Source organism: Chromohalobacter sarecensis (assembly GCF_023061135.1).
Taxonomy (GTDB): domain Bacteria; phylum Pseudomonadota; class Gammaproteobacteria; order Pseudomonadales; family Halomonadaceae; genus Chromohalobacter; species Chromohalobacter sarecensis.
On sequence record NZ_JAKGAN010000002.1, the window covers coordinates 443,829 to 460,743 of the forward strand.

The window sequence follows — 16,915 nt, forward strand, 5'->3', positions numbered from 1 at the left end:
GAATATCACCTGTCATAGGGCTCGATCGTGGTTTCTCCTGTCATTCATTGTCTCGGAACAACAATATAATGAAAGCCAAGACCCGTTCGTTGGATCGTATCGATCTCAATATTCTGCGTTGCCTGCAGGACAACGCGCGCATTTCCTATGTCGACCTGGCATCCCAGGTGGGTTTATCGACCACGCCGTGCCTGGAGCGCGTCAAGCGCCTGGAGAAGGCCGGCATCATCCGCGGTTACAAGGCCTTGCTCGACCCCAAGGCGCTCAAGGCCAACTTACTGGTATTCGTCGAGATCAGCCTGGAGACACAGTCGCCGGCGGTGTTCGACGAATTTCGCCGGGCCGTGGCCAAGCTGCCGCAGATTCAGGAATGTCATCTGGTCTCGGGGCAGTTCGATTACATCCTCAAGTGCCGGATTCCTGAGATGTCGGCCTATCGTCAGTTGCTCGGCGATGTCGTGTTGACGTTGCCCGGGGTCAAGGAATCCAAGAGTTACGTCGTCATGGAAGAGGTCAAGGAGGATGTCTCGTTGCACGTACCCGACACCGAGCAGCTCGATACCTGACGGACACAGGCCTCGAGGCACTTTCCACTCGGGAGGCGATGGACGCAAATGAAGGAAATGGATGATACCGCGCTACTGCGCTATAGCCGCCAGATCATGCTCGAGCAGCTCGATGTGGACGGCCAGCAGCGCCTGCTGGACGGCCATGCGCTGATCGTCGGTGCCGGTGGGCTGGGCTCGCCGGCGGCGCTGTACCTGGCCGCTGCCGGAGTGGGCCGGTTGTCGATCGCCGATGACGATGTCGTCGAGCTTTCCAATCTGCAGCGCCAGATCGCCCATGGCGAGAGCGACCTGGGACATGCCAAGGCGGAATCGGCGGCAGCCGCGGCGCGGCGCCTCAATACCGGCTGCGAGATAGAGATCATCACCTCGCGCCTCGAGGGAGAAGCGCTTGAGCGTGCGGTCGCGGCGGCGGATGTCGTGCTCGACTGCACGGATCGTTTCTCCAGTCGCCATGCCATCAATCGTGCTTGCGTGGCGGCGCAGACACCGCTGGTCTCGGGGGCGGCAATTCGCTTCTCGGGGCAGTTGGCGGTCTTCGACACCCGTGATGCCAACTCGCCCTGTTACGCCTGCGTGTATGGCGAGGACGGCGATGACGATGCGCTGCGCTGTGCCGAAAATGGCGTGGTCGCGCCACTGGTGGGGGTTATCGGTACGTTTCAGGCGCTCGAGGCGCTCAAGTTGCTCGCCGGTGTCGGGCGTGCGCATCGCGGACTGGCCACCTTCGATGCGCTGAGCGGCGAATGGCGCCGGTTCAAGGTGGGGCGCGACCCCGCGTGCCCCGTCTGCAGCGTGTCGAATCCCGCCTGAGGCTCAGACAGGCCGCGTCGCTACATCCGTATGCCGATAGGCCTCATCGCGAGCGGATGTGAATTGTCGAAAAGAGACTAAACGCCCCGGCTCTGAGCCGGGGCGTAGTGTGTCGGGAGTCGATAAAACGCGTCAGAGCTCGAAGGTGGGCAGCTTGCGCGCGACCTTGACCTTGTCGAGCTTGGCCACCTTGGGCAGGCCGTTTTCGAACGGGGGGAAATCTTCGCCCTGGATCAGCGGCGACAGATAACGCCGTCCCGCTTCGGTGATGCCGAAGCCGTCCTCGCGAATGTACTCGCGGGGCATGAACTTTTCCTTGTTGGCCACTTCCGCCAGCGGCGCCGCCTCGATACGCCATTCGTAAGGTGTGTCGCTGACACGCTTGATGGTCGGCATCATCGCGTTCTTGCCGTCCAGAGCCAGCTCGACGGCTTTCTGGCCCACAGCATAGGCTTGCTCGACATCGGTCTTGGAGGCTAGGTGGCGCGCCGCGCGTTGCAGGTAATCGGCGACCGCCCAATGATACTTGTAGCCCAGATCCTGCTTGATCATCCCCGCAAGCGTGGGAGCTACGCCACCTAACTGACGATGGCCGAAGGCGTCGGTATTGCCGGCGTCGGCGAGGAAGGTGCCATCTTCGTAGTGGGCGCCCTCGGAGACCACGATGACGCAATAGCCGTACTTCTTGACGGATTCGTCGACGCGTTGCATGACTTGCGCGCGCTGGAAGGCGAGCTCGGGGAAGATGACCATATGTGGAGGCTCGCCTTCACCATTGCCTGCCAGTGCACTGGCGGCTGCGATCCAGCCGGCATGGCGACCCATGACCTCGAGGACGAAGACCTGGGTGGAAGTGGCGCACATGGAGGCGACATCCAGTGCCGCTTCCTGGGTCGAGGTGGCGATGTACTTGGCCACGCTGCCGAAGCCGGGCGAGTTGTCGGTGATCGGTAAGTCGTTGTCGACGGTCTTGGGCACGTGAATCGCGGTCAGCGGATAGCCCATCTTCTCGGAAAGCTGGGACACCTTGAGGCAAGTATCGGCGCTGTCGCCGCCACCGTTATAAAAGAAATAACGGATGTCGTGTGCCTTGAAGACTTCGATGAGGCGTTCGTACTGGGCGCGGTGGGTCTCGATGTCCTTGAGTTTGTAACGGCAGGAGCCGAACGCACCGCCCGGGGTATGGCGCAGCGCGGCGATGGTGTCGTCGCTTTCCTGGGAGACGTCGATCAGATCTTCGGTCAAGGCACCGATGATGCCGTTATGGCCGGCGTAGACCTTGCCGATCTTGTCCGAGTGGCGGCGGCAGGTTTCGATGACGCCGCAGGCGCTGGCGTTGATCACGGCGGTGACGCCACCGGATTGGGCGTAGAAGGCATTGTGCTGGGCCATGGGGCTTCTCGTGCTCCTGAGTCTGGGCGCATGAATGGACGAATGATAGCCGACATCGGCCTGCGACGGCTATGCCAAGGCGTTCGGCTGGTGGGCTGCGCGGCGCCATGCTAGTCTCGCCGCATCATGGCAGGAGGCTTAGATGCACGTCCATATTTTAGGGGTTTGCGGTACGTTCATGGGCAGTCTGGCGCGCTTGGCCAAGGCCCTTGGTCATCATGTCAGCGGCTCGGACGCGAATGTGTATCCCCCCATGAGCACGCAGCTCGAGGAAGCCGGGATCGCGCTCTGTGAAGGTTATACCGCCGACAACCTGATGCCGCGTCCTGACGTGGTGATCATCGGTAATGCCCTGTCGCGCGGCAACCCCGAGGTAGAGGCGGTGCTGGACGCCAAATTGCCCTATGTGTCGGGGCCGCAATGGTTGGCCGAGCATGTCCTGCCCGGGCGGCAAGTAGTGGCGGTGGCGGGGACGCATGGCAAGACCACGACCGCCAGTCTGTTGACGTGGATCATGGAAGCGACCGGCCACGCGCCAGGCTTCTTGATCGGCGGCGTGCCCCGCAACCTGGGCGTGTCCTCGCGGCTGGGCACGGCGGGAGCGCCTTTTGTGGTCGAGGCGGATGAATACGATACAGCGTTCTTTGATAAGCGCTCCAAGTTCGTGCATTACCGCCCGGATGTCGCGGTGCTGGGCAACCTTGAATTCGATCACGCGGATATCTTCCCCGACCTGGCCGCCATCGAGCGTCAGTTCCATCATCTGGTGCGTACCGTGCCCGGCAATGGCCAGTTGGTCGTGGCGGCGGGAGAGCCGGCACTCGAGCGTGTGTTGGCGCAGGGCTGCTGGAGCCCCATCGTGCGCTTTGGCGAGGGAGACGAGGTCGCCTGGCGGTGGCGTATGCTCAGCGACGATGGGCGCCGTTTCGAGGTGCGTCACGGCGAGCGTCAGGCGTCTGTCGCATGGTCGTTGAGCGGACGCCACAACGTGAGCAATGCGGTTGCTGCGCTGGCGGCCGCTGCGGCATGCGGGGTCGGCCTGGAAGAGGGTGCCGCGGCGTTATCGCGCTTCGAATCGCCCCGGCGGCGTCAGGAAGTGCGCGGTGAGATCGGCGGCATTCAGGTGATTGACGATTTCGCCCACCATCCCACGGCCATCGCCGCCACGCTTGAAGGCCTGGGAGCGGGGACGCACTCGGGGCGCTTGCTGGCGGTGATCGAGCCACGCTCCAACACCATGCGCCTGGGCGCTATGCGCGAACGTCTGCCGGCGAGCGTCGCGGCGGCGGACCGCGTCTGGTGGTACCAGCCGCCGGCGCTGTCATGGTCGCTGGATACCTTGGCCGACGCCTGTCCGGTACCTGCGGCGGTCAGCGAGGATATCGAGACGCTGGTGGCCGAGGTGGTCGCTGACGCCATGCCGGGGGATCGTATCGTGGTGATGTCCAACGGTGCCTTCGAGGGCATCCACGAGAAATTGCTTGCGGCTCTGGAGGTGCGGCATGGCGGATGAGGCGACGTTCGAGAAACCCGTGACGGTGGCGTTGACGGGTGCTTCCGGCGCGCAATACGGATTGCGACTCATCGATTGCCTGGTGGCGGCCCGCCATCAGGTGCTGGTGTTGATCTCCAAGGCGGCGCAGATGGTGATCGCCACCGAGACTGATGTGAGCTTGCCGTCGAATCCTGAGCGTCTGAGTGAGGCGTTGAAAGAGCGAAGCGGCGCCGCGCCTGGGCAGATTCGCTGTTTCGGTCGTGAGGACTGGATGGCGCCCGTGGCCTCGGGCTCCGGCGCGCCGAGCGCCATGGTGATTTGCCCGTGTTCCACCGGCACCCTGTCAGCGGTCGCCACGGGGGCGAGCAACAACCTGATCGAGCGCGCCGCAGACGTGGCACTCAAGGAGCGTCGTCAGCTCATTCTCGTGCCTCGCGAGACGCCGTTTTCGGCAATCCATCTTGAGCACATGCTGACGCTGACTCGCATGGGCGCGGTGATACTTCCCGCAGCGCCGGGGTTTTATCATCGCCCGCAGACACTCGATGACATGATCGACTTCATTGTCGCCCGAATTCTCAATCAACTGGGAATCGCCCACACGTTGATGCCGCGCTGGGGAGAGGCTACGTGATCAACCTGTCGGTATTGTCGGTCTTCGTACCGACGTTTTTCATGGTCTCATTGACGCCGGGCATGTGCATGACGCTTTCCATGACATTGGGCATGACCATCGGCGTGCGCCGCGCCATGTGGATGATGCTCGGCGAACTGGTGGGTGTCGGGCTGGTCGCAGTCTCGGCGGTGATCGGCGTGGCAACGCTAATGCTGCGCTATCCCGAGATATTCGCGGCCTTCAAGTGGCTCGGGGGCGCCTACCTGATCTATCTCGGCGTGATGATGTGGCGCTCCAGGGGGCGCATGGCGATTCCCGACGCCGGTGAGAGCGTACCCAGCGTGACGCCGGTGCAATTGATCGTGCAAGGGTTCGTCACGGCGGTCGCCAACCCCAAGGGCTGGGCGTTCTTCATCGCACTGCTGCCGCCCTTCCTGGACGCTGGTCAGCCGATGGCTCCGCAATTGGCGGTCCTGGTGGGGATGATCCTCACGCTGGAACTGACCTGCTTGCTGATCTATGCCGGGGGCGGTCATACCGCCAGTCGCTTTCTGCGTCGCGACGGCAACGTGCGTTTGCTGAATCGGGTGGCGGGCAGCTTGATGGTGGGCGTCGGCATCTGGTTGGCGCTGGGCTGAAGGTGATCCGTCGTGGGCGTTCGCTCTAGCCATGTTCGGCCTAGACGTAGGGCAGCCAGGCAATGCGTGCCGCTAGCAACAGCAAGGACGCAACGACCAGCGATGCCCAAGGACAGGGCGTGAGCGGTACATGTACGAAACGCTGATAGCTGAGGCGCGTGATGGCGCACCCCACCAGGCCGAGAAGCGCGCCACCGATCAGATCGCTGGTCCAATGCACGCCAAGCACAAGGCGTGATAGGGCCATCGGCAGGCACACTAGCGTCGCCCCCCAATATACCCACATCCGCCGATTCGCGGGCAGTGTCTCGGCCGTGAATGCTGCCGCCAAGCCAATCAACACGATGCTCGTCGAGGTATGGGCGCTGGGATAGGAAAACGACCCCAGGAGATAGTCCGGCGTATCGGGGCGAGCACGCCCGGCGAGGTGCTTGAAGACCAGGTTGGCAAACCCGACACCCACCAACGCGCTACTGATATGCACGAAGGCTGCGATACGCCGTGACAGCAGCAGCCACGTCAGCCATGGCAGAGCCAGCGCGATGATGCCCAGGGCATCCCCGCTCAGGGCCATGAGCGTGCTGAACTCTGCTAGCCAACTGTCCGCGAGGGGGGCCAGCAAGGCCTGGATCTGTCGGTCCATCGGCAGCGAAGGTGCGGGATGCTCGAGCACCCACAGCGTCCATCCGCAAAGGGCGACCAGGCTGACCACGAGAAGCGCAAGCGACGCGAGGGGGATTTCGTTGCGTGGGTGAGCGGCGCCCAGGGCGAGCCATAGGCGGCGTCGACGCGGCGTCGCGCGGGAAAAGCGGGCCAGGCGCATATAGACCCAGCCACCGCGCCCGAGAAGATGTCGACACCAGGAAAACCCTACACTCAGTATTATCAGTATCACGGCCAAGGTAATGAGCCAGCGTTCGCTGTTTGCAGGCAAAGCGAGGAGCTTGTCCCATGAATGGCCGAGCAGATAGCCGGGTAGTAGATAGGCAGGTGCCCAAAGCAGGGCGGAAACGATATTGACGGCGGCAAAGCGCCATGTCGGCATGTGGAGCATGCCGGCGACCATCGGGACGATGGGGCGTACCGGCCCCACGAAGCGACCGATGAGGATGGAAAAGTCGCCATAGCGCTTGAAGAACTTGACGCCGCGCGCCAGCCATTCGGGATGGCGGGTGAACGGCCACAGTCGATGCACGCGTTCGCGCTGACTATAGCCTAGCCAGAAGCTCAGGCCATCGCCTAGGGTCGCTCCCGCAAAGGCCGCCGTCAGCAATAACGGCAGGGGAAGGTGTTGGTGCCCGGCCAGTGACGCGGCAGCGGTCAGTAGTATGATACCGGGTACCAGTAGGCCAATCACGGCGAGCGACTCGAGCAGTGCCACCAGCAGCACGATCAAGACTAGTAATGTCGGCGATGGAGAGAATTGGTACAGCCACTCGGTCACGTTCAAGTATCCGGCTCCAGCAAGTTGAATCCACCCTTGATCAGCCGTTGCTCGAAACGTTCGGCGCTTTCGTCATTCGCTAGGTGGCAAATACGAGCCTGGGCCTCGATAGCACCGATTTCGGGGAGCGGATTTTCTCCGAGCGCATGCATCAAGCGCTCACGGACGATGAGGGCGCCGGCTTCCCCCGCGTCGGCAAGCAGCAACCAGAAGACGCTATGGCGATGTCGGCCCAGGGCGTCGCCGCGTCGAGAGTTGCGTTGTACCACCTCACAGAAGGTCGTCAATAGCGCATCTTGTGCCGTTTGGCCGAATTGCTCGTTGGCCATGTCGAGTTGCGGTAAATGAATGACGAGCGCGCTCAACGATTGGTTCAATACGCGAGCGCGAGCGACCTCGGCGACGAGCCGTTCGCTGATGGCGTCGCGCGGTAACATAGCGCTTTGCGTATCGAACTGGTCGGTGGTCTTGAGCAGTCGGGCCTGCTGCATATACCACCCTAAGGGCAGCATCGAGATAATGACCAGCGTGAAGTATTGCAGCCCGCAGGTGGGCGTTGACAATACGGGGTTGATCAAAAAAAGCCACATGGGTGCGAGCAAGACGTTGAGGAAGAGCGCGGCACCAGGTGGCAATAGCAACGTGGCAAGTATCGGCGGTATCCCTATCCAAAGTGCGCCGGAAGTCTCGAGGTAAGGCGCTTCCACGGCAATCGCCAAATAGCCGCTGATCAGCACCAGATAGGCGGGCAGTCGACGCGCGTAATCGTTTTCGGCCATTAGGGCGGCGGCAGACACCATGACTGCCAGGATGGCAACCGGCAGAATGCGCGGATAATGGCCCATCAGATAGTGCCAAGCGGCGAGATTGGCGAGCACGAGCGCTCCGCAGGCATATGCCATGGCGTGCAGGCGTGACGACGAAGGACGCTCAGGCATGGTCGGCTGTCTCCTGGCGGATATGCAGGCCGCTGGCTTGTACCGCTAGTTCATGGCCCAACGTAACGGGATCGAGATCGGGCGAGATGGGGGCGATGCGTATACGGCAGTGCTCCTGAAGTTCGGCCGAGATCGCGTCACGACGTGAGGCGGCGTGTTGCTCGTCCTTTGAAATCAGCAGTATTGCGAAGGTTTGTGCATCCACGCGGTAACATCCCTCGAAGGCGTGGATAAGCGTGGCCAAGCGCTCTCTGAGACGCCGTCGAACATTGCGGCCGCGTTGATACGGACGCACCATGAACAGCTCGATGCAGACGTTTTCGCGCTGGCGCCGCGACCATTCGACGCTCAGGTCATGATGCAGACGATTGAGCGACCACAGCGAGTCCTCCAGCGTGAGGCGATGGCGACGTTCCAATTCTTGGCGTAGCCGGTTGTGCTCGTTGGCCTTGGCAAACCCCAGTGCCATTAAGGCGGCCAGTAATGCGCCGCTCAAGGCGGCTTGTGCGACGCCGAGGGGTGCTTGAACGTGCCACCAGCCGAGTGCGGCGGCCACCAGGAGCGCGTAGCGCATGACCCGGGGTTGCGGTGCGAGCAACATGATCGGCCACAGCCATACGCCGATGGCGTACGTCATCGGCGCATGCCAGAGTAGCGCCAGTAACAGCAGGGCGCACACTGGGATCGTCAAGGCCCAGGCACGGGGCGACAGGTGGCGACCCGCAAGCGTCGTCAACACGACAATGGCAGCAATGAACAGGCCTTGCGTGATGGGGTCGTCTTCCTGCCAGGCGGTGATGGCCACCAGTCCTGCACCCAGCAGGAAAAGCCCGGTTAGCGGTGTTTTGTATTTGCTCTGCATGGTGCCGTATAGTGATTCCTTTCCCAACGGTGCCGGCAGTATAGCCATTGTGGCGCTGTCGTCATGCTTCGGAAAGCACCGATTATCATATGCTTCCCGGCGGATACCCAGGAGAAATTTGCCCGCATGGCCCTTGAAACTTCCGAGTCCGAAATCGCCGACGTTGAGGCTTACATGCACGCGATGGGTGAACGGGCGCGTGGTGCGTCACGCGTGCTGGCCCGTGCCACTACCGCGCAAAAGAACCGTGCGCTACTCGCCATGGCGAGCGCCCTGGACGAGGCGCGCGATGCATTGGAAACCGCCAATCGCCGCGATCTCGAGGCGGGGCGTGGCAATGGCCTCGCCGAGGCGCTGCTGGATCGTCTGGCGCTGACCCCGGCGGGCATCGATGCGATGATCGAAGGTTTGCGTCAAGTGGCTGCCTTGCCCGACCCGGTCGGCGAGATTCGTGACATGCGCTATCTACCCTCGGGGCTCCAGGTGGGCAAGATGCGCGTTGCGCTGGGCGTCGTGGGCATCGTCTACGAATCGCGCCCCAACGTGACCGTAGATGCCGCCAGCCTGTGCTTGAAATCAGGCAATGCCACGATCTTGCGCGGCGGCTCCGAGGCGATCCATTCCAATCGGGCGATTGCGGCCTGTATCCGTCAGGGACTGAGGACGGCGGAGCTCGATGAAGCCTGCGTGCAGGTCGTGGCGACGACCGATCGTGCCGCGGTCGGTGCATTGATCGGCATGCCGGAATTCGTCGATGTCATCGTGCCGCGTGGCGGTAAGGGGCTGATCGAGCGCATTGCGCGAGACGCGCGTGTGCCGGTAATCAAGCATCTCGATGGTATCTGCCATGTGTATGTCGATCAGGCCGCCGATCCGGCCAAGGCCGTGGCCATTGCCGACAATGCCAAGACCCAGCGCTACTCGCCCTGCAATGCCATGGAGACGCTGCTGGTGCATGCCGAGGCGGCGCCCCTGGTCCTTCCTGAGCTGGCCGACATCTATCGCCGCAAGGGCGTCGAGATGCGCGCATGCGAACGGACGCGCGCCTGGGTGGCGGGTGCCGTCACCGTGACCGAGGACGATTGGTACAGCGAATACCTGGCGCCGATCGTGGCCATTCGCGTGGTCGATACCTTGGAAGAGGCGATCATGCACATCAATACCTATGGCTCGCACCATACCGATGCCATCGTCACCGAGAATCTGACCGACGCGCGGCGCTTTCTGACCGAGGTCGACTCCAGCTCGGTCATGGTCAACGCCTCGACACGTTTCGCCGACGGCTTCGAATACGGACTAGGGGCGGAAATCGGCATTTCCACCGATAAACTGCACGCACGCGGCCCCGTCGGCCTGGAAGGCCTCACCAGCGAGAAGTACATCGTGTATGGCGATGGTCATGTGCGCAGCTGAGGCCCCGCCGCGCGTCGCGATGCTGGGCGGTACCTTCGATCCCGTGCACGTAGGGCATCTGCGTAGTGCCATCGAGCTGCGCGAGGCACTGGCGCTTGATCGCGTTCACATGGTCCCGTCGCGCGTACCGCCGCACCGCGCCACGCCCGGTGTCGATGCCGAGCAGCGGGCGACCATGCTGGCGCTGGGCATCGCCGACACGCCGGGGCTTTACATGGACGACCGCGAGTTCCGCCGCGAGGGGCCTTCCTATTCCACCGCGACCCTGGCGTCCTTGCGAGAAGAACTGGGGCCGCAGGCACGCCTGGTGATGGCGCTGGGGTACGATGCCTACCTGCACTTGGCCGAATGGCACGAGCCGGCGCGTCTGTTCGAGCTCGCGCATGTCGTCGTCGTCGATCGCCCCGATCATCAACAGCCGCTTTCGGCGGCGCTCGAGACGCTGATCGAAGGCCGTGAGGTGGCGAGTGTCGATACGTTGATGGAATCGCCGGCAGGGGGCTTGCTGCACTTGAGCCTGCCCACGCGCATGGCGATTTCGGCCACGGCGATTCGGGAGCGCTTGCAGCGCGGTGAAAGCGTGCGCTATTTGTTGCCCGATGCCGTGGAGCGCTATCTCCTGGCGCGCCGTCTTTATCGGTGATCCGCCATCAATCAATGAAAGGCGCCTGGCGAGTGGTGGTGTCACTTCAAGGTTACCCCAAGGCCTTTTTAGCCTTGCCCCTGGCGGTTTGGTGTCAGCGCGGTAGAATGCTGGCCTTGCCCGAAGGGGTATGACATATGAACGAGGAGCTATGCAGACTGAAGCACTCAAAACGCTGGTAATGGACACGCTCGAGGAACTCAAGGCACGCGATGTTGCCGAACTCGACGTCGCCTCGCTGACCAGCGTCACCGACACCATGATCGTCGCTAGCGGTACATCGAGCCGACACATCGGCGCCCTGGCCGAGAGCGTGGTGGAGAAAGTCAAGGAGTCGGGATGCCGTCCCTTGGGCGTCGAAGGGCACCAGGGAAGCGACTGGGTTCTGGTCGATTTAGGCGATCTCGTGGTTCACGTCATGCTGCCCGAGACCCGTCAGTTATACGATCTTGAGCGTTTGTGGTCGGATCTGCCCAGCGATGGCGTATCCGTCGAGGGGGCGCTTGGCGAGGTGCGTGGATGAAGCTGCGCGTTCTCGCGGTGGGGACGCGTATGCCCGACTGGGTCACGCAGGGCGTCGACGAATACCTCAAGCGACTGCCGCGTGATTTCAGCGTGGATATCGTCGAGATTGCGCCCGGCAAGCGAGGCAAGAACGCCGATGTGGCCCGTGCGATTCAGGGCGAAGGCGATGCCATGCTGGCGAAGCTGCGCAATCAGGAGCGTGTCATCGCATTGGATGTCGAGGGTCGAAGTTGGAGTACCGAACGATTGGCCGCCAACGCCGAGCAATGGCGTCAGGAGGGCCGCGACGTGGCGTGCCTGGTGGGCGGGCCGGACGGACTCGACCCACGTCTGTTGGCGCGGGCCGAGCAACGTTGGTCGCTCTCGGCATTGACGTTGCCGCATCCACTGGTACGTATTCTGTTGGCCGAGCAGTTGTATCGCGCCTGGACCTTGTTGGCCGGTCATCCCTACCACCGATGAGCGACGGGCCTCGCTACCTGCTCAGCGGTTACCTTTCATTTTCCCGCCTGTTATTGGGGACTCATGCGTAAACGACGCGACCCAATCAAGGATACCGCTCGAGAAGTCCGTGTATTCCGGGCTCGTTCGCTACTGGCGGCATTACTCGTATTGTTGATGGCGGGGGGGCTGGGCGCTCGTCTTTTCTATCTTCAGGTCGTTGAGCATGACGTTTTCACCACGCGTTCCGAGAAGAACCGCGTAAGGGTCGAACCGTTGCCACCGACGCGGGGCCTCATCTACGACCGCCAAGGGCAATTGGTCGCCGAAAACCGTCCGACCTATAACCTAACCATCGTACGTGAGCGGGTCGAGGATCTTGATGCCACTCTCGATCGAGTGGTCGATATCCTGGGATTGGATGAAACGCAGGTCGAGGCGTTTCGCAAACGCTCGCGTCAGCGTCAAAGGCCTTATCAACCGGCATTGTTGATGAGCGATCTCAACGAACGGCAAATCGCGCGATTGGCCGTCAATCGATACCGGCTTCCAGGGGTCGAGGTCGAGGCACAGTGGCTGCGTCACTATCCCGATCCCCAGATCATGTCGCATGTGCTGGGCTATGTAGGGCGAATCAACGAGCAGGAATTGGCCACACTTGATAACGGCAACTATGCCGGCACGCATTATATCGGCAAGACCGGCATCGAAAAGCAGTACGAAGAAGCGCTGCACGGGCAGGCCGGTCTACGTAAGGTGGAAACCAATGCCCGGGGGCGTGTGCTGCGCGAACTCGAGCGTACACCACCAGAACCGGGCAAGGACTTGACGCTGACCATCGACACGCGGCTGCAACAGATGGCTTACGATTTGTTGGATGGGCGGCGCGGCTCCATCGTCGCGATTCAACCCCAGACCGGTGACATTCTGGCGATGGTCTCCGCTCCAGGATTCGATTCCAACGAGTTCGTGACCGGGATTTCCTACAAGGACTATCAGTCGTTGCAGCAGGATCTTGACCTGCCGCTGTTCAATCGGGCCGTGCGCGGCCAGTATCCGATCGGGTCTACCATCAAGCCGTTCGAGGCCTTGGCCGCGCTTCAGAATGGTGTCGTGACGCCCCAGGAAGTCATCTATGACCCGGGGTATTACAAGCTGCCCAATGATTCACGTCACTACCGGAACTGGTTGCGCTGGGGGCACGGTCGTGTCGATCTGGAACGCGCCCTTGCCGTTTCCAACAATACCTACTTCTACACCATGGCGCACCGTCTGGGTATCGATGCCTTATCCAGCTTCATGTACAAGTTCGGGTTTGGGGAAGTGACCTCGTTGGATGTGCAAGGTGCCTCATCGGGGACCGTACCTTCCCGTGAGTGGAAGCGCGAGAAATATGGACAAGCGTGGTATCCCGGGGAAACGCTCTCGGCGGGGATCGGGCAAGGCTACTGGATGGTCACACCGTTGCAGCTGGCAACGGCCGAGGCAACGTTGGCCAACCGTGGGGACTGGGTGCGTCCCCATTTGGCCAAGCGCGTCGGTGAGGCCTCAGTCGAACCGCCATTCAAGAATACCAAGCCCGATGTGAAGCTCGACAAGGATGTCTGGTGGGACGACGTGTTCAACGGCATGCAGAAAGTCGTCAGCGGCCGCGAAGGCACGGCGCGTCACATCGGCAAGGGGCTTAAGTATGAAATGGCGGGCAAGTCGGGCACGGCACAGGTGTTTTCTCTGGGACAGAACCAGAAATACGATGCCGACGAGCTCAAGGAGCGCTTACGTGATCACGCCTTGTTTACGGCGTTCGCGCCGGTGGACGATCCGCAGATAGCCATCGCCGTGATCGTCGAAAACGCCGGGGGCGGTAGTTCGCATGCCGCAGGTCTGGCTCGTGCCCTGGCAGACGAATGGCTCCTGTCCGATGACGAGAATACCCATCAAGCCGAAGAACTCATCGAGGAGGGCGTCGAAGTTGAAGGGACTTGAATGGCGTCGCTTTAGTCGGGCATCGGCGGATGGTATGGGGCGCAAGCGCTCCCTCTGGTCGCGCCTTCATCTCGATCCTTGGTTGCTCTTGCTTCTGCTGAGTCTAATGGGGGCGGGACTGGTCGTCTTGTATAGCGCCAGTGGCATGAGTCTCGCCGTCACGCTGGGGCAGGCGTCGCGTTTCGGTGTGGCCTTGCTGGCCATGTTCGTGATCGCCCAGTTTTCGCCAAGTACGTTGTGCCGTTGGACCCCCATTGGCTACTTCATAGGGGTAGCCATGCTCGTGGCGGTGGAGGTGATGGGCGACATGGGGATGGGGGCGCAGCGCTGGCTGGAAATCCCTGGAATAATCCGCTTTCAGCCATCCGAGTTGATGAAGCTGGCGGTGCCCATGATGGTGGCGGCGTATCTTTACAAGAGGCCGCTACCGCCGAGCATGCGCGACTTGCTGATCTGTGTCTTGATCATCGGTGTACCGGTGATGTTAATCATGCGTCAGCCTGACCTGGGGACGTCATTGCTGGTAGCGTGCGCGGCGGTGTTCGTCATCTTCCTCGCGGGCCTGTCATGGCGGGTAATCGGCTTGCTGACGGTGCTGCTTGCATCCGCCTTGCCCCTGCTCTGGTTCAACATGCACGAATACCAACGCCAACGCGTATTGACGTTCCTCAACCCTGAAAGCGATCCGCTGGGGGCGGGCTGGAACATCATCCAGTCGAAAACGGCCATCGGCAGCGGGGGCGTCTTCGGCAAGGGGTGGGGCTTGGGGACTCAATCTCAATTGGAATTTCTTCCCGAGCGCCATACCGACTTCATCGGCGCCGTGCTGGGAGAAGAGTGGGGACTAATCGGGATGCTGGTCTTCCTGGCCCTCTACGTGCTCATCGTGGGGCGCGGGTTGTTTCTCGCCAATACCGCCCAGGATACCTTCGGGCGCCTGGTCGGTGGCGGCATCGTGCTGACGTTCTTCATCTATGTCTTCGTCAATATCGGTATGGTCAGCGGCATCTTGCCCGTGGTTGGCATACCGCTACCGCTGGTCAGTTTTGGCGGCACGTCCAGCGTGACCTTGCTGGTCGGTTTCGGTATCCTCATGTCCGTTCATAGCCACCGCCGGTTGTTGCCGCGCTAGGCAGGGCGCGACGCAGAGAGAAAGCGGCGACAGCCCAGGGTCAAGGAGTAAGAGCCTGATGAAGTGGAATAGTGTGCGGTCCCATTGGCGAGGGTATGTCCCGGCGGCTTTGTTACTGTGCGGGGTAGGTGTTTTTCCGTCGGCGCATGCGGCCGAGGAGTTCGATCCTGCTTCGCACGCTGACATCCGCAAGTGGGTCGATGGCGTATCGGGAGGCGGGGTTTCTCGCGATGACGTGACTCAGGCATTGCGCCACGCCCAGTTTCGCCAGGAAGTGCTGGACGCCATGCAGGGGGCGGCGGAGCGTCGCTTGAGTTGGCATGAATATCGCGACATCTTCGTGCAACCCAAGCGTATTCAAGAAGGCGTGGCGTTCATTCGTGAGCACCGTGACGCTTTCGCGCGTGCCGAACGCGAATACGGTGTGCCGCCTGCCTACATTGCCGCGATCATCGGTGTCGAGACGCGCTATGGCCAGCACAAGGGGCGTCATCGTGTGCTTGATTCGCTCGCGACGCTGGCGTTTCATCACCCTTCACGCGGCGAGTTCTTTCGTGGTGAACTGGCGGCGTTTCTCGAAATTACCCTGGATCAGGGGATTTCGCCGGAAGCCCCCAAAGGCTCCTATGCCGGTGCCATGGGCTACCCACAATTCATTCCGACCAGTTACCGCGCCTATGCCGTCGATTTTGATGACGATGGGAGGCGTGATCTGTGGGATGATCCCGTGGATGCGATCGGCAGCGTGGGCAATTACTTTGCCGAGCATGGATGGCGTCGAGGGGCGCCGGTCGTGACGCCCGCCGATGGTCCCGAGACGCCTCCGCAAGCGATCGATTTCAACCGCACGCGTGAGCCGTACGTGAGATTGGCCGCGCTTGCCGATGTCGGTATCCAGCCGCGCGGTGAGCTCGACGTGTCGCGTGTCATTCCACTGTCTCTAGCACTTGAGTCGGGGGATTACCGCTACGCGCTGGGGCATGAAAATTTTTATGTGATCACGCGTTATAACCACAGCCACCTATATGCGATGGCCGTCACCGAACTCGCGGCAGATATCCAAGCCTCCCTCGACAAGGATGACGCATGAGAGTCGGTGGTGCGCTTGTGTGTCTGTTGATGCTGTTGGTGGCAGGGTGCGCCAGTGACGGCGGCGGTGGTCGTTATGCGCAGCAAAACGATGCTTATCCGGACGCGCCGCCTGATGTGTCGGATATTCCCGATGCGGTGCCCAAGGATGAGCCGCTTGCCAAGAGTGGCAATCGCTCCACGTATGAGGTGTGGGGCGAAACCTATCATGTGCTGTCCGATCCTAGCGGCTATGTGGCAGAAGGCGATGCGTCCTGGTATGGCACCAAGTTTCAGGGCTACGATACCGCAAGCGGAGAAACCTACGACATGTACAAGATGTCGGCGGCGCATCGCACGCTACCGTTGCCGACCTATGTTCGCGTGACCAACCTCGACAATCGGCGCAGTGTCATCGTGCGTGTCAATGATCGTGGCCCGTTTCATGGCGATCGGCTGATCGATTTGTCTTATGCCGCCGCAGCACGTTTGGATATCTTGGGAAATGGAACGGGGCATGTGCGTGTGGAGGCCATTGACCCAACGCAATGGGCCGAGCAGCATAAGCGTTCCACCGCGTCGGCATCTCAAGAGGGTGTGGCTACGGTGTCTTCGGGCGCACCGGTTCAAGAACCGGGGGAGAAGACAGTGGATGAAGACTCGACTGCCAAGACGCCCCAGCAAGGCCGTGTCGCCGAGCGCCAGGGTGGCACGGGACAATATGTTCAGGTCGCGGCACTGAGTTCCGCGGCAAGGGCCAAGGCGTTGGAAAAGCGCTTGCAAGAACAAGTATCGCGTCCGGTACGCGTAAGGGAAGAGGCGTCCGTGTATCGTGTTCAGGTAGGGCCTGTGCGTGATGCGTCGCATCTCGATTCCATCAAAGCGGAACTACACGCGGCGGGTTTTGATCAGTCGTTTGTCGTTTCCGCTACCGAGTAACCCC

General features: G+C 61.6%; 17 protein-coding genes. 13 read left to right on the forward strand and 4 right to left on the reverse strand.

What is annotated here, in order from left to right:
• The first annotated feature begins 68 nt into the window (after positions 1–68).
• Positions 69–566 carry an Lrp/AsnC ligand binding domain-containing protein gene (locus tag L1071_RS04930; RefSeq protein ID WP_040243754.1) on the forward strand — a complete coding sequence of 166 codons (498 nt, stop codon included), beginning with the start codon at positions 69–71 and terminating at the stop codon, positions 564–566.
• A gap of 57 nt (positions 567–623) precedes the next feature.
• A complete protein-coding gene (locus tag L1071_RS04935; protein ID WP_246969827.1) occupies positions 624–1,379 on the forward strand; it encodes a HesA/MoeB/ThiF family protein in 756 nt (251 codons plus the stop codon).
• Between the two features lie 132 nt (positions 1,380–1,511).
• On the opposite strand, the gene L1071_RS04940 is transcribed toward L1071_RS04935, so the two are convergent.
• Positions 1,512–2,771 (reverse strand): 6-phosphofructokinase, encoded by a 1,260-nt coding sequence (locus tag L1071_RS04940; RefSeq protein WP_246969413.1) that lies wholly within the window; start codon positions 2,769–2,771, stop codon positions 1,512–1,514.
• A gap of 142 nt (positions 2,772–2,913) precedes the next feature.
• Between L1071_RS04940 and mpl the strand changes: the two genes are divergently transcribed.
• The 3 genes from mpl to L1071_RS04955 are packed head-to-tail and all read left to right on the forward strand — an operon-like array spanning position 2,914 to position 5,520.
• Complete coding sequence (mpl, locus tag L1071_RS04945) at positions 2,914–4,284, forward strand: UDP-N-acetylmuramate:L-alanyl-gamma-D-glutamyl-meso-diaminopimelate ligase (protein WP_246969415.1); 1,371 nt, start codon at positions 2,914–2,916, stop codon at positions 4,282–4,284.
• Positions 4,274–4,900: a flavin prenyltransferase UbiX gene (locus L1071_RS04950; protein WP_246969418.1), complete on the forward strand. Its 627-nt coding sequence runs from the start codon at positions 4,274–4,276 to the stop codon at positions 4,898–4,900. Before mpl ends, L1071_RS04950 begins: the two co-directional genes overlap by 11 nt.
• Positions 4,897–5,520, forward strand: a complete 624-nt coding sequence (locus L1071_RS04955; protein WP_246969421.1) for a LysE family translocator — start codon at positions 4,897–4,899, stop codon at positions 5,518–5,520. The genes L1071_RS04950 and L1071_RS04955 overlap by 4 nt, the downstream gene beginning before the upstream one ends.
• Positions 5,521–5,560: 40 nt before the next feature.
• Here the strand turns inward: L1071_RS04955 and L1071_RS04960 are convergent, their stop codons facing one another.
• The 3 genes from L1071_RS04960 to L1071_RS04970 are packed head-to-tail and all read right to left on the reverse strand — an operon-like array spanning position 5,561 to position 8,812.
• A complete protein-coding gene (locus L1071_RS04960) occupies positions 5,561–6,964 on the reverse strand; it encodes a bifunctional DedA family/phosphatase PAP2 family protein (protein WP_343315401.1) in 1,404 nt (467 codons plus the stop codon).
• A gap of 2 nt (positions 6,965–6,966) precedes the next feature.
• Positions 6,967–7,902, reverse strand: a complete 936-nt coding sequence (locus L1071_RS04965) for a GGDEF domain-containing protein (protein ID WP_246969427.1) — start codon at positions 7,900–7,902, stop codon at positions 6,967–6,969.
• Positions 7,895–8,812, reverse strand: a complete 918-nt coding sequence (locus tag L1071_RS04970) for a hypothetical protein (RefSeq protein ID WP_246969429.1) — start codon at positions 8,810–8,812, stop codon at positions 7,895–7,897. The genes L1071_RS04965 and L1071_RS04970 overlap by 8 nt, the downstream gene beginning before the upstream one ends.
• 78 nt (positions 8,813–8,890) lie before the next feature.
• Between L1071_RS04970 and L1071_RS04975 the strand changes: the two genes are divergently transcribed.
• The 8 genes from L1071_RS04975 (at position 8,891) to L1071_RS05010 (ending at position 16,911) form a co-directional block, all read left to right on the forward strand.
• A complete protein-coding gene (locus L1071_RS04975; protein ID WP_246969431.1) occupies positions 8,891–10,177 on the forward strand; it encodes a glutamate-5-semialdehyde dehydrogenase in 1,287 nt (428 codons plus the stop codon).
• A complete protein-coding gene (nadD, locus tag L1071_RS04980) occupies positions 10,164–10,820 on the forward strand; it encodes a nicotinate-nucleotide adenylyltransferase (protein ID WP_246969433.1) in 657 nt (218 codons plus the stop codon). The genes L1071_RS04975 and nadD overlap by 14 nt, the downstream gene beginning before the upstream one ends.
• A 151-nt stretch (positions 10,821–10,971) precedes the next feature.
• Positions 10,972–11,343, forward strand: coding sequence for a ribosome silencing factor (gene rsfS, locus L1071_RS04985; protein WP_246969435.1), 372 nt, complete (start codon positions 10,972–10,974; stop codon positions 11,341–11,343).
• On the forward strand, positions 11,340–11,807 hold the full coding sequence (gene rlmH, locus L1071_RS04990; protein ID WP_246969437.1) for a 23S rRNA (pseudouridine(1915)-N(3))-methyltransferase RlmH: 468 nt from the start codon (positions 11,340–11,342) through the stop codon (positions 11,805–11,807). The genes rsfS and rlmH overlap by 4 nt, the downstream gene beginning before the upstream one ends.
• A gap of 63 nt (positions 11,808–11,870) precedes the next feature.
• Positions 11,871–13,772, forward strand: a complete 1,902-nt coding sequence (mrdA, locus tag L1071_RS04995; RefSeq protein WP_246969439.1) for a penicillin-binding protein 2 — start codon at positions 11,871–11,873, stop codon at positions 13,770–13,772.
• A 34-nt stretch (positions 13,773–13,806) separates the two neighbouring features.
• A complete protein-coding gene (rodA, locus tag L1071_RS05000; protein ID WP_246969829.1) occupies positions 13,807–14,904 on the forward strand; it encodes a rod shape-determining protein RodA in 1,098 nt (365 codons plus the stop codon).
• A 58-nt stretch (positions 14,905–14,962) separates the two neighbouring features.
• On the forward strand, positions 14,963–15,994 hold the full coding sequence (gene mltB, locus L1071_RS05005; RefSeq protein ID WP_246969441.1) for a lytic murein transglycosylase B: 1,032 nt from the start codon (positions 14,963–14,965) through the stop codon (positions 15,992–15,994).
• On the forward strand, positions 15,991–16,911 hold the full coding sequence (locus L1071_RS05010) for a septal ring lytic transglycosylase RlpA family protein (RefSeq protein WP_246969444.1): 921 nt from the start codon (positions 15,991–15,993) through the stop codon (positions 16,909–16,911). Before mltB ends, L1071_RS05010 begins: the two co-directional genes overlap by 4 nt.
• The last annotated feature ends 4 nt before the right edge of the window (positions 16,912–16,915 follow it).

Bases quoted from the DNA above. Each gene is read 5' to 3' on its own strand.
- L1071_RS04930 (WP_040243754.1), top strand. From the start codon at position 69: ATGAAAGCCAAGACCCGTTCGTTGGATCGTATCGATCTCAATATTCTG.
- L1071_RS04935 (WP_246969827.1), top strand. From the start codon at position 624: ATGGATGATACCGCGCTACTGCGCTATAGCCGCCAGATCATGCTCGAG.
- L1071_RS04940 (WP_246969413.1), bottom strand. From the start codon at position 2,771: ATGGCCCAGCACAATGCCTTCTACGCCCAATCCGGTGGCGTCACCGCC.
- mpl (WP_246969415.1), top strand. From the start codon at position 2,914: ATGCACGTCCATATTTTAGGGGTTTGCGGTACGTTCATGGGCAGTCTG.
- L1071_RS04950 (WP_246969418.1), top strand. From the start codon at position 4,274: ATGGCGGATGAGGCGACGTTCGAGAAACCCGTGACGGTGGCGTTGACG.
- L1071_RS04965 (WP_246969427.1), bottom strand. From the start codon at position 7,902: ATGCCTGAGCGTCCTTCGTCGTCACGCCTGCACGCCATGGCATATGCC.
- L1071_RS04970 (WP_246969429.1), bottom strand. From the start codon at position 8,812: ATGGCTATACTGCCGGCACCGTTGGGAAAGGAATCACTATACGGCACC.
- L1071_RS04975 (WP_246969431.1), top strand. From the start codon at position 8,891: ATGGCCCTTGAAACTTCCGAGTCCGAAATCGCCGACGTTGAGGCTTAC.
- nadD (WP_246969433.1), top strand. From the start codon at position 10,164: ATGTGCGCAGCTGAGGCCCCGCCGCGCGTCGCGATGCTGGGCGGTACC.
- rsfS (WP_246969435.1), top strand. From the start codon at position 10,972: ATGCAGACTGAAGCACTCAAAACGCTGGTAATGGACACGCTCGAGGAA.
- rlmH (WP_246969437.1), top strand. From the start codon at position 11,340: ATGAAGCTGCGCGTTCTCGCGGTGGGGACGCGTATGCCCGACTGGGTC.
- mrdA (WP_246969439.1), top strand. From the start codon at position 11,871: ATGCGTAAACGACGCGACCCAATCAAGGATACCGCTCGAGAAGTCCGT.
- rodA (WP_246969829.1), top strand. From the start codon at position 13,807: ATGGGGCGCAAGCGCTCCCTCTGGTCGCGCCTTCATCTCGATCCTTGG.
- mltB (WP_246969441.1), top strand. From the start codon at position 14,963: ATGAAGTGGAATAGTGTGCGGTCCCATTGGCGAGGGTATGTCCCGGCG.
- L1071_RS05010 (WP_246969444.1), top strand. From the start codon at position 15,991: ATGAGAGTCGGTGGTGCGCTTGTGTGTCTGTTGATGCTGTTGGTGGCA.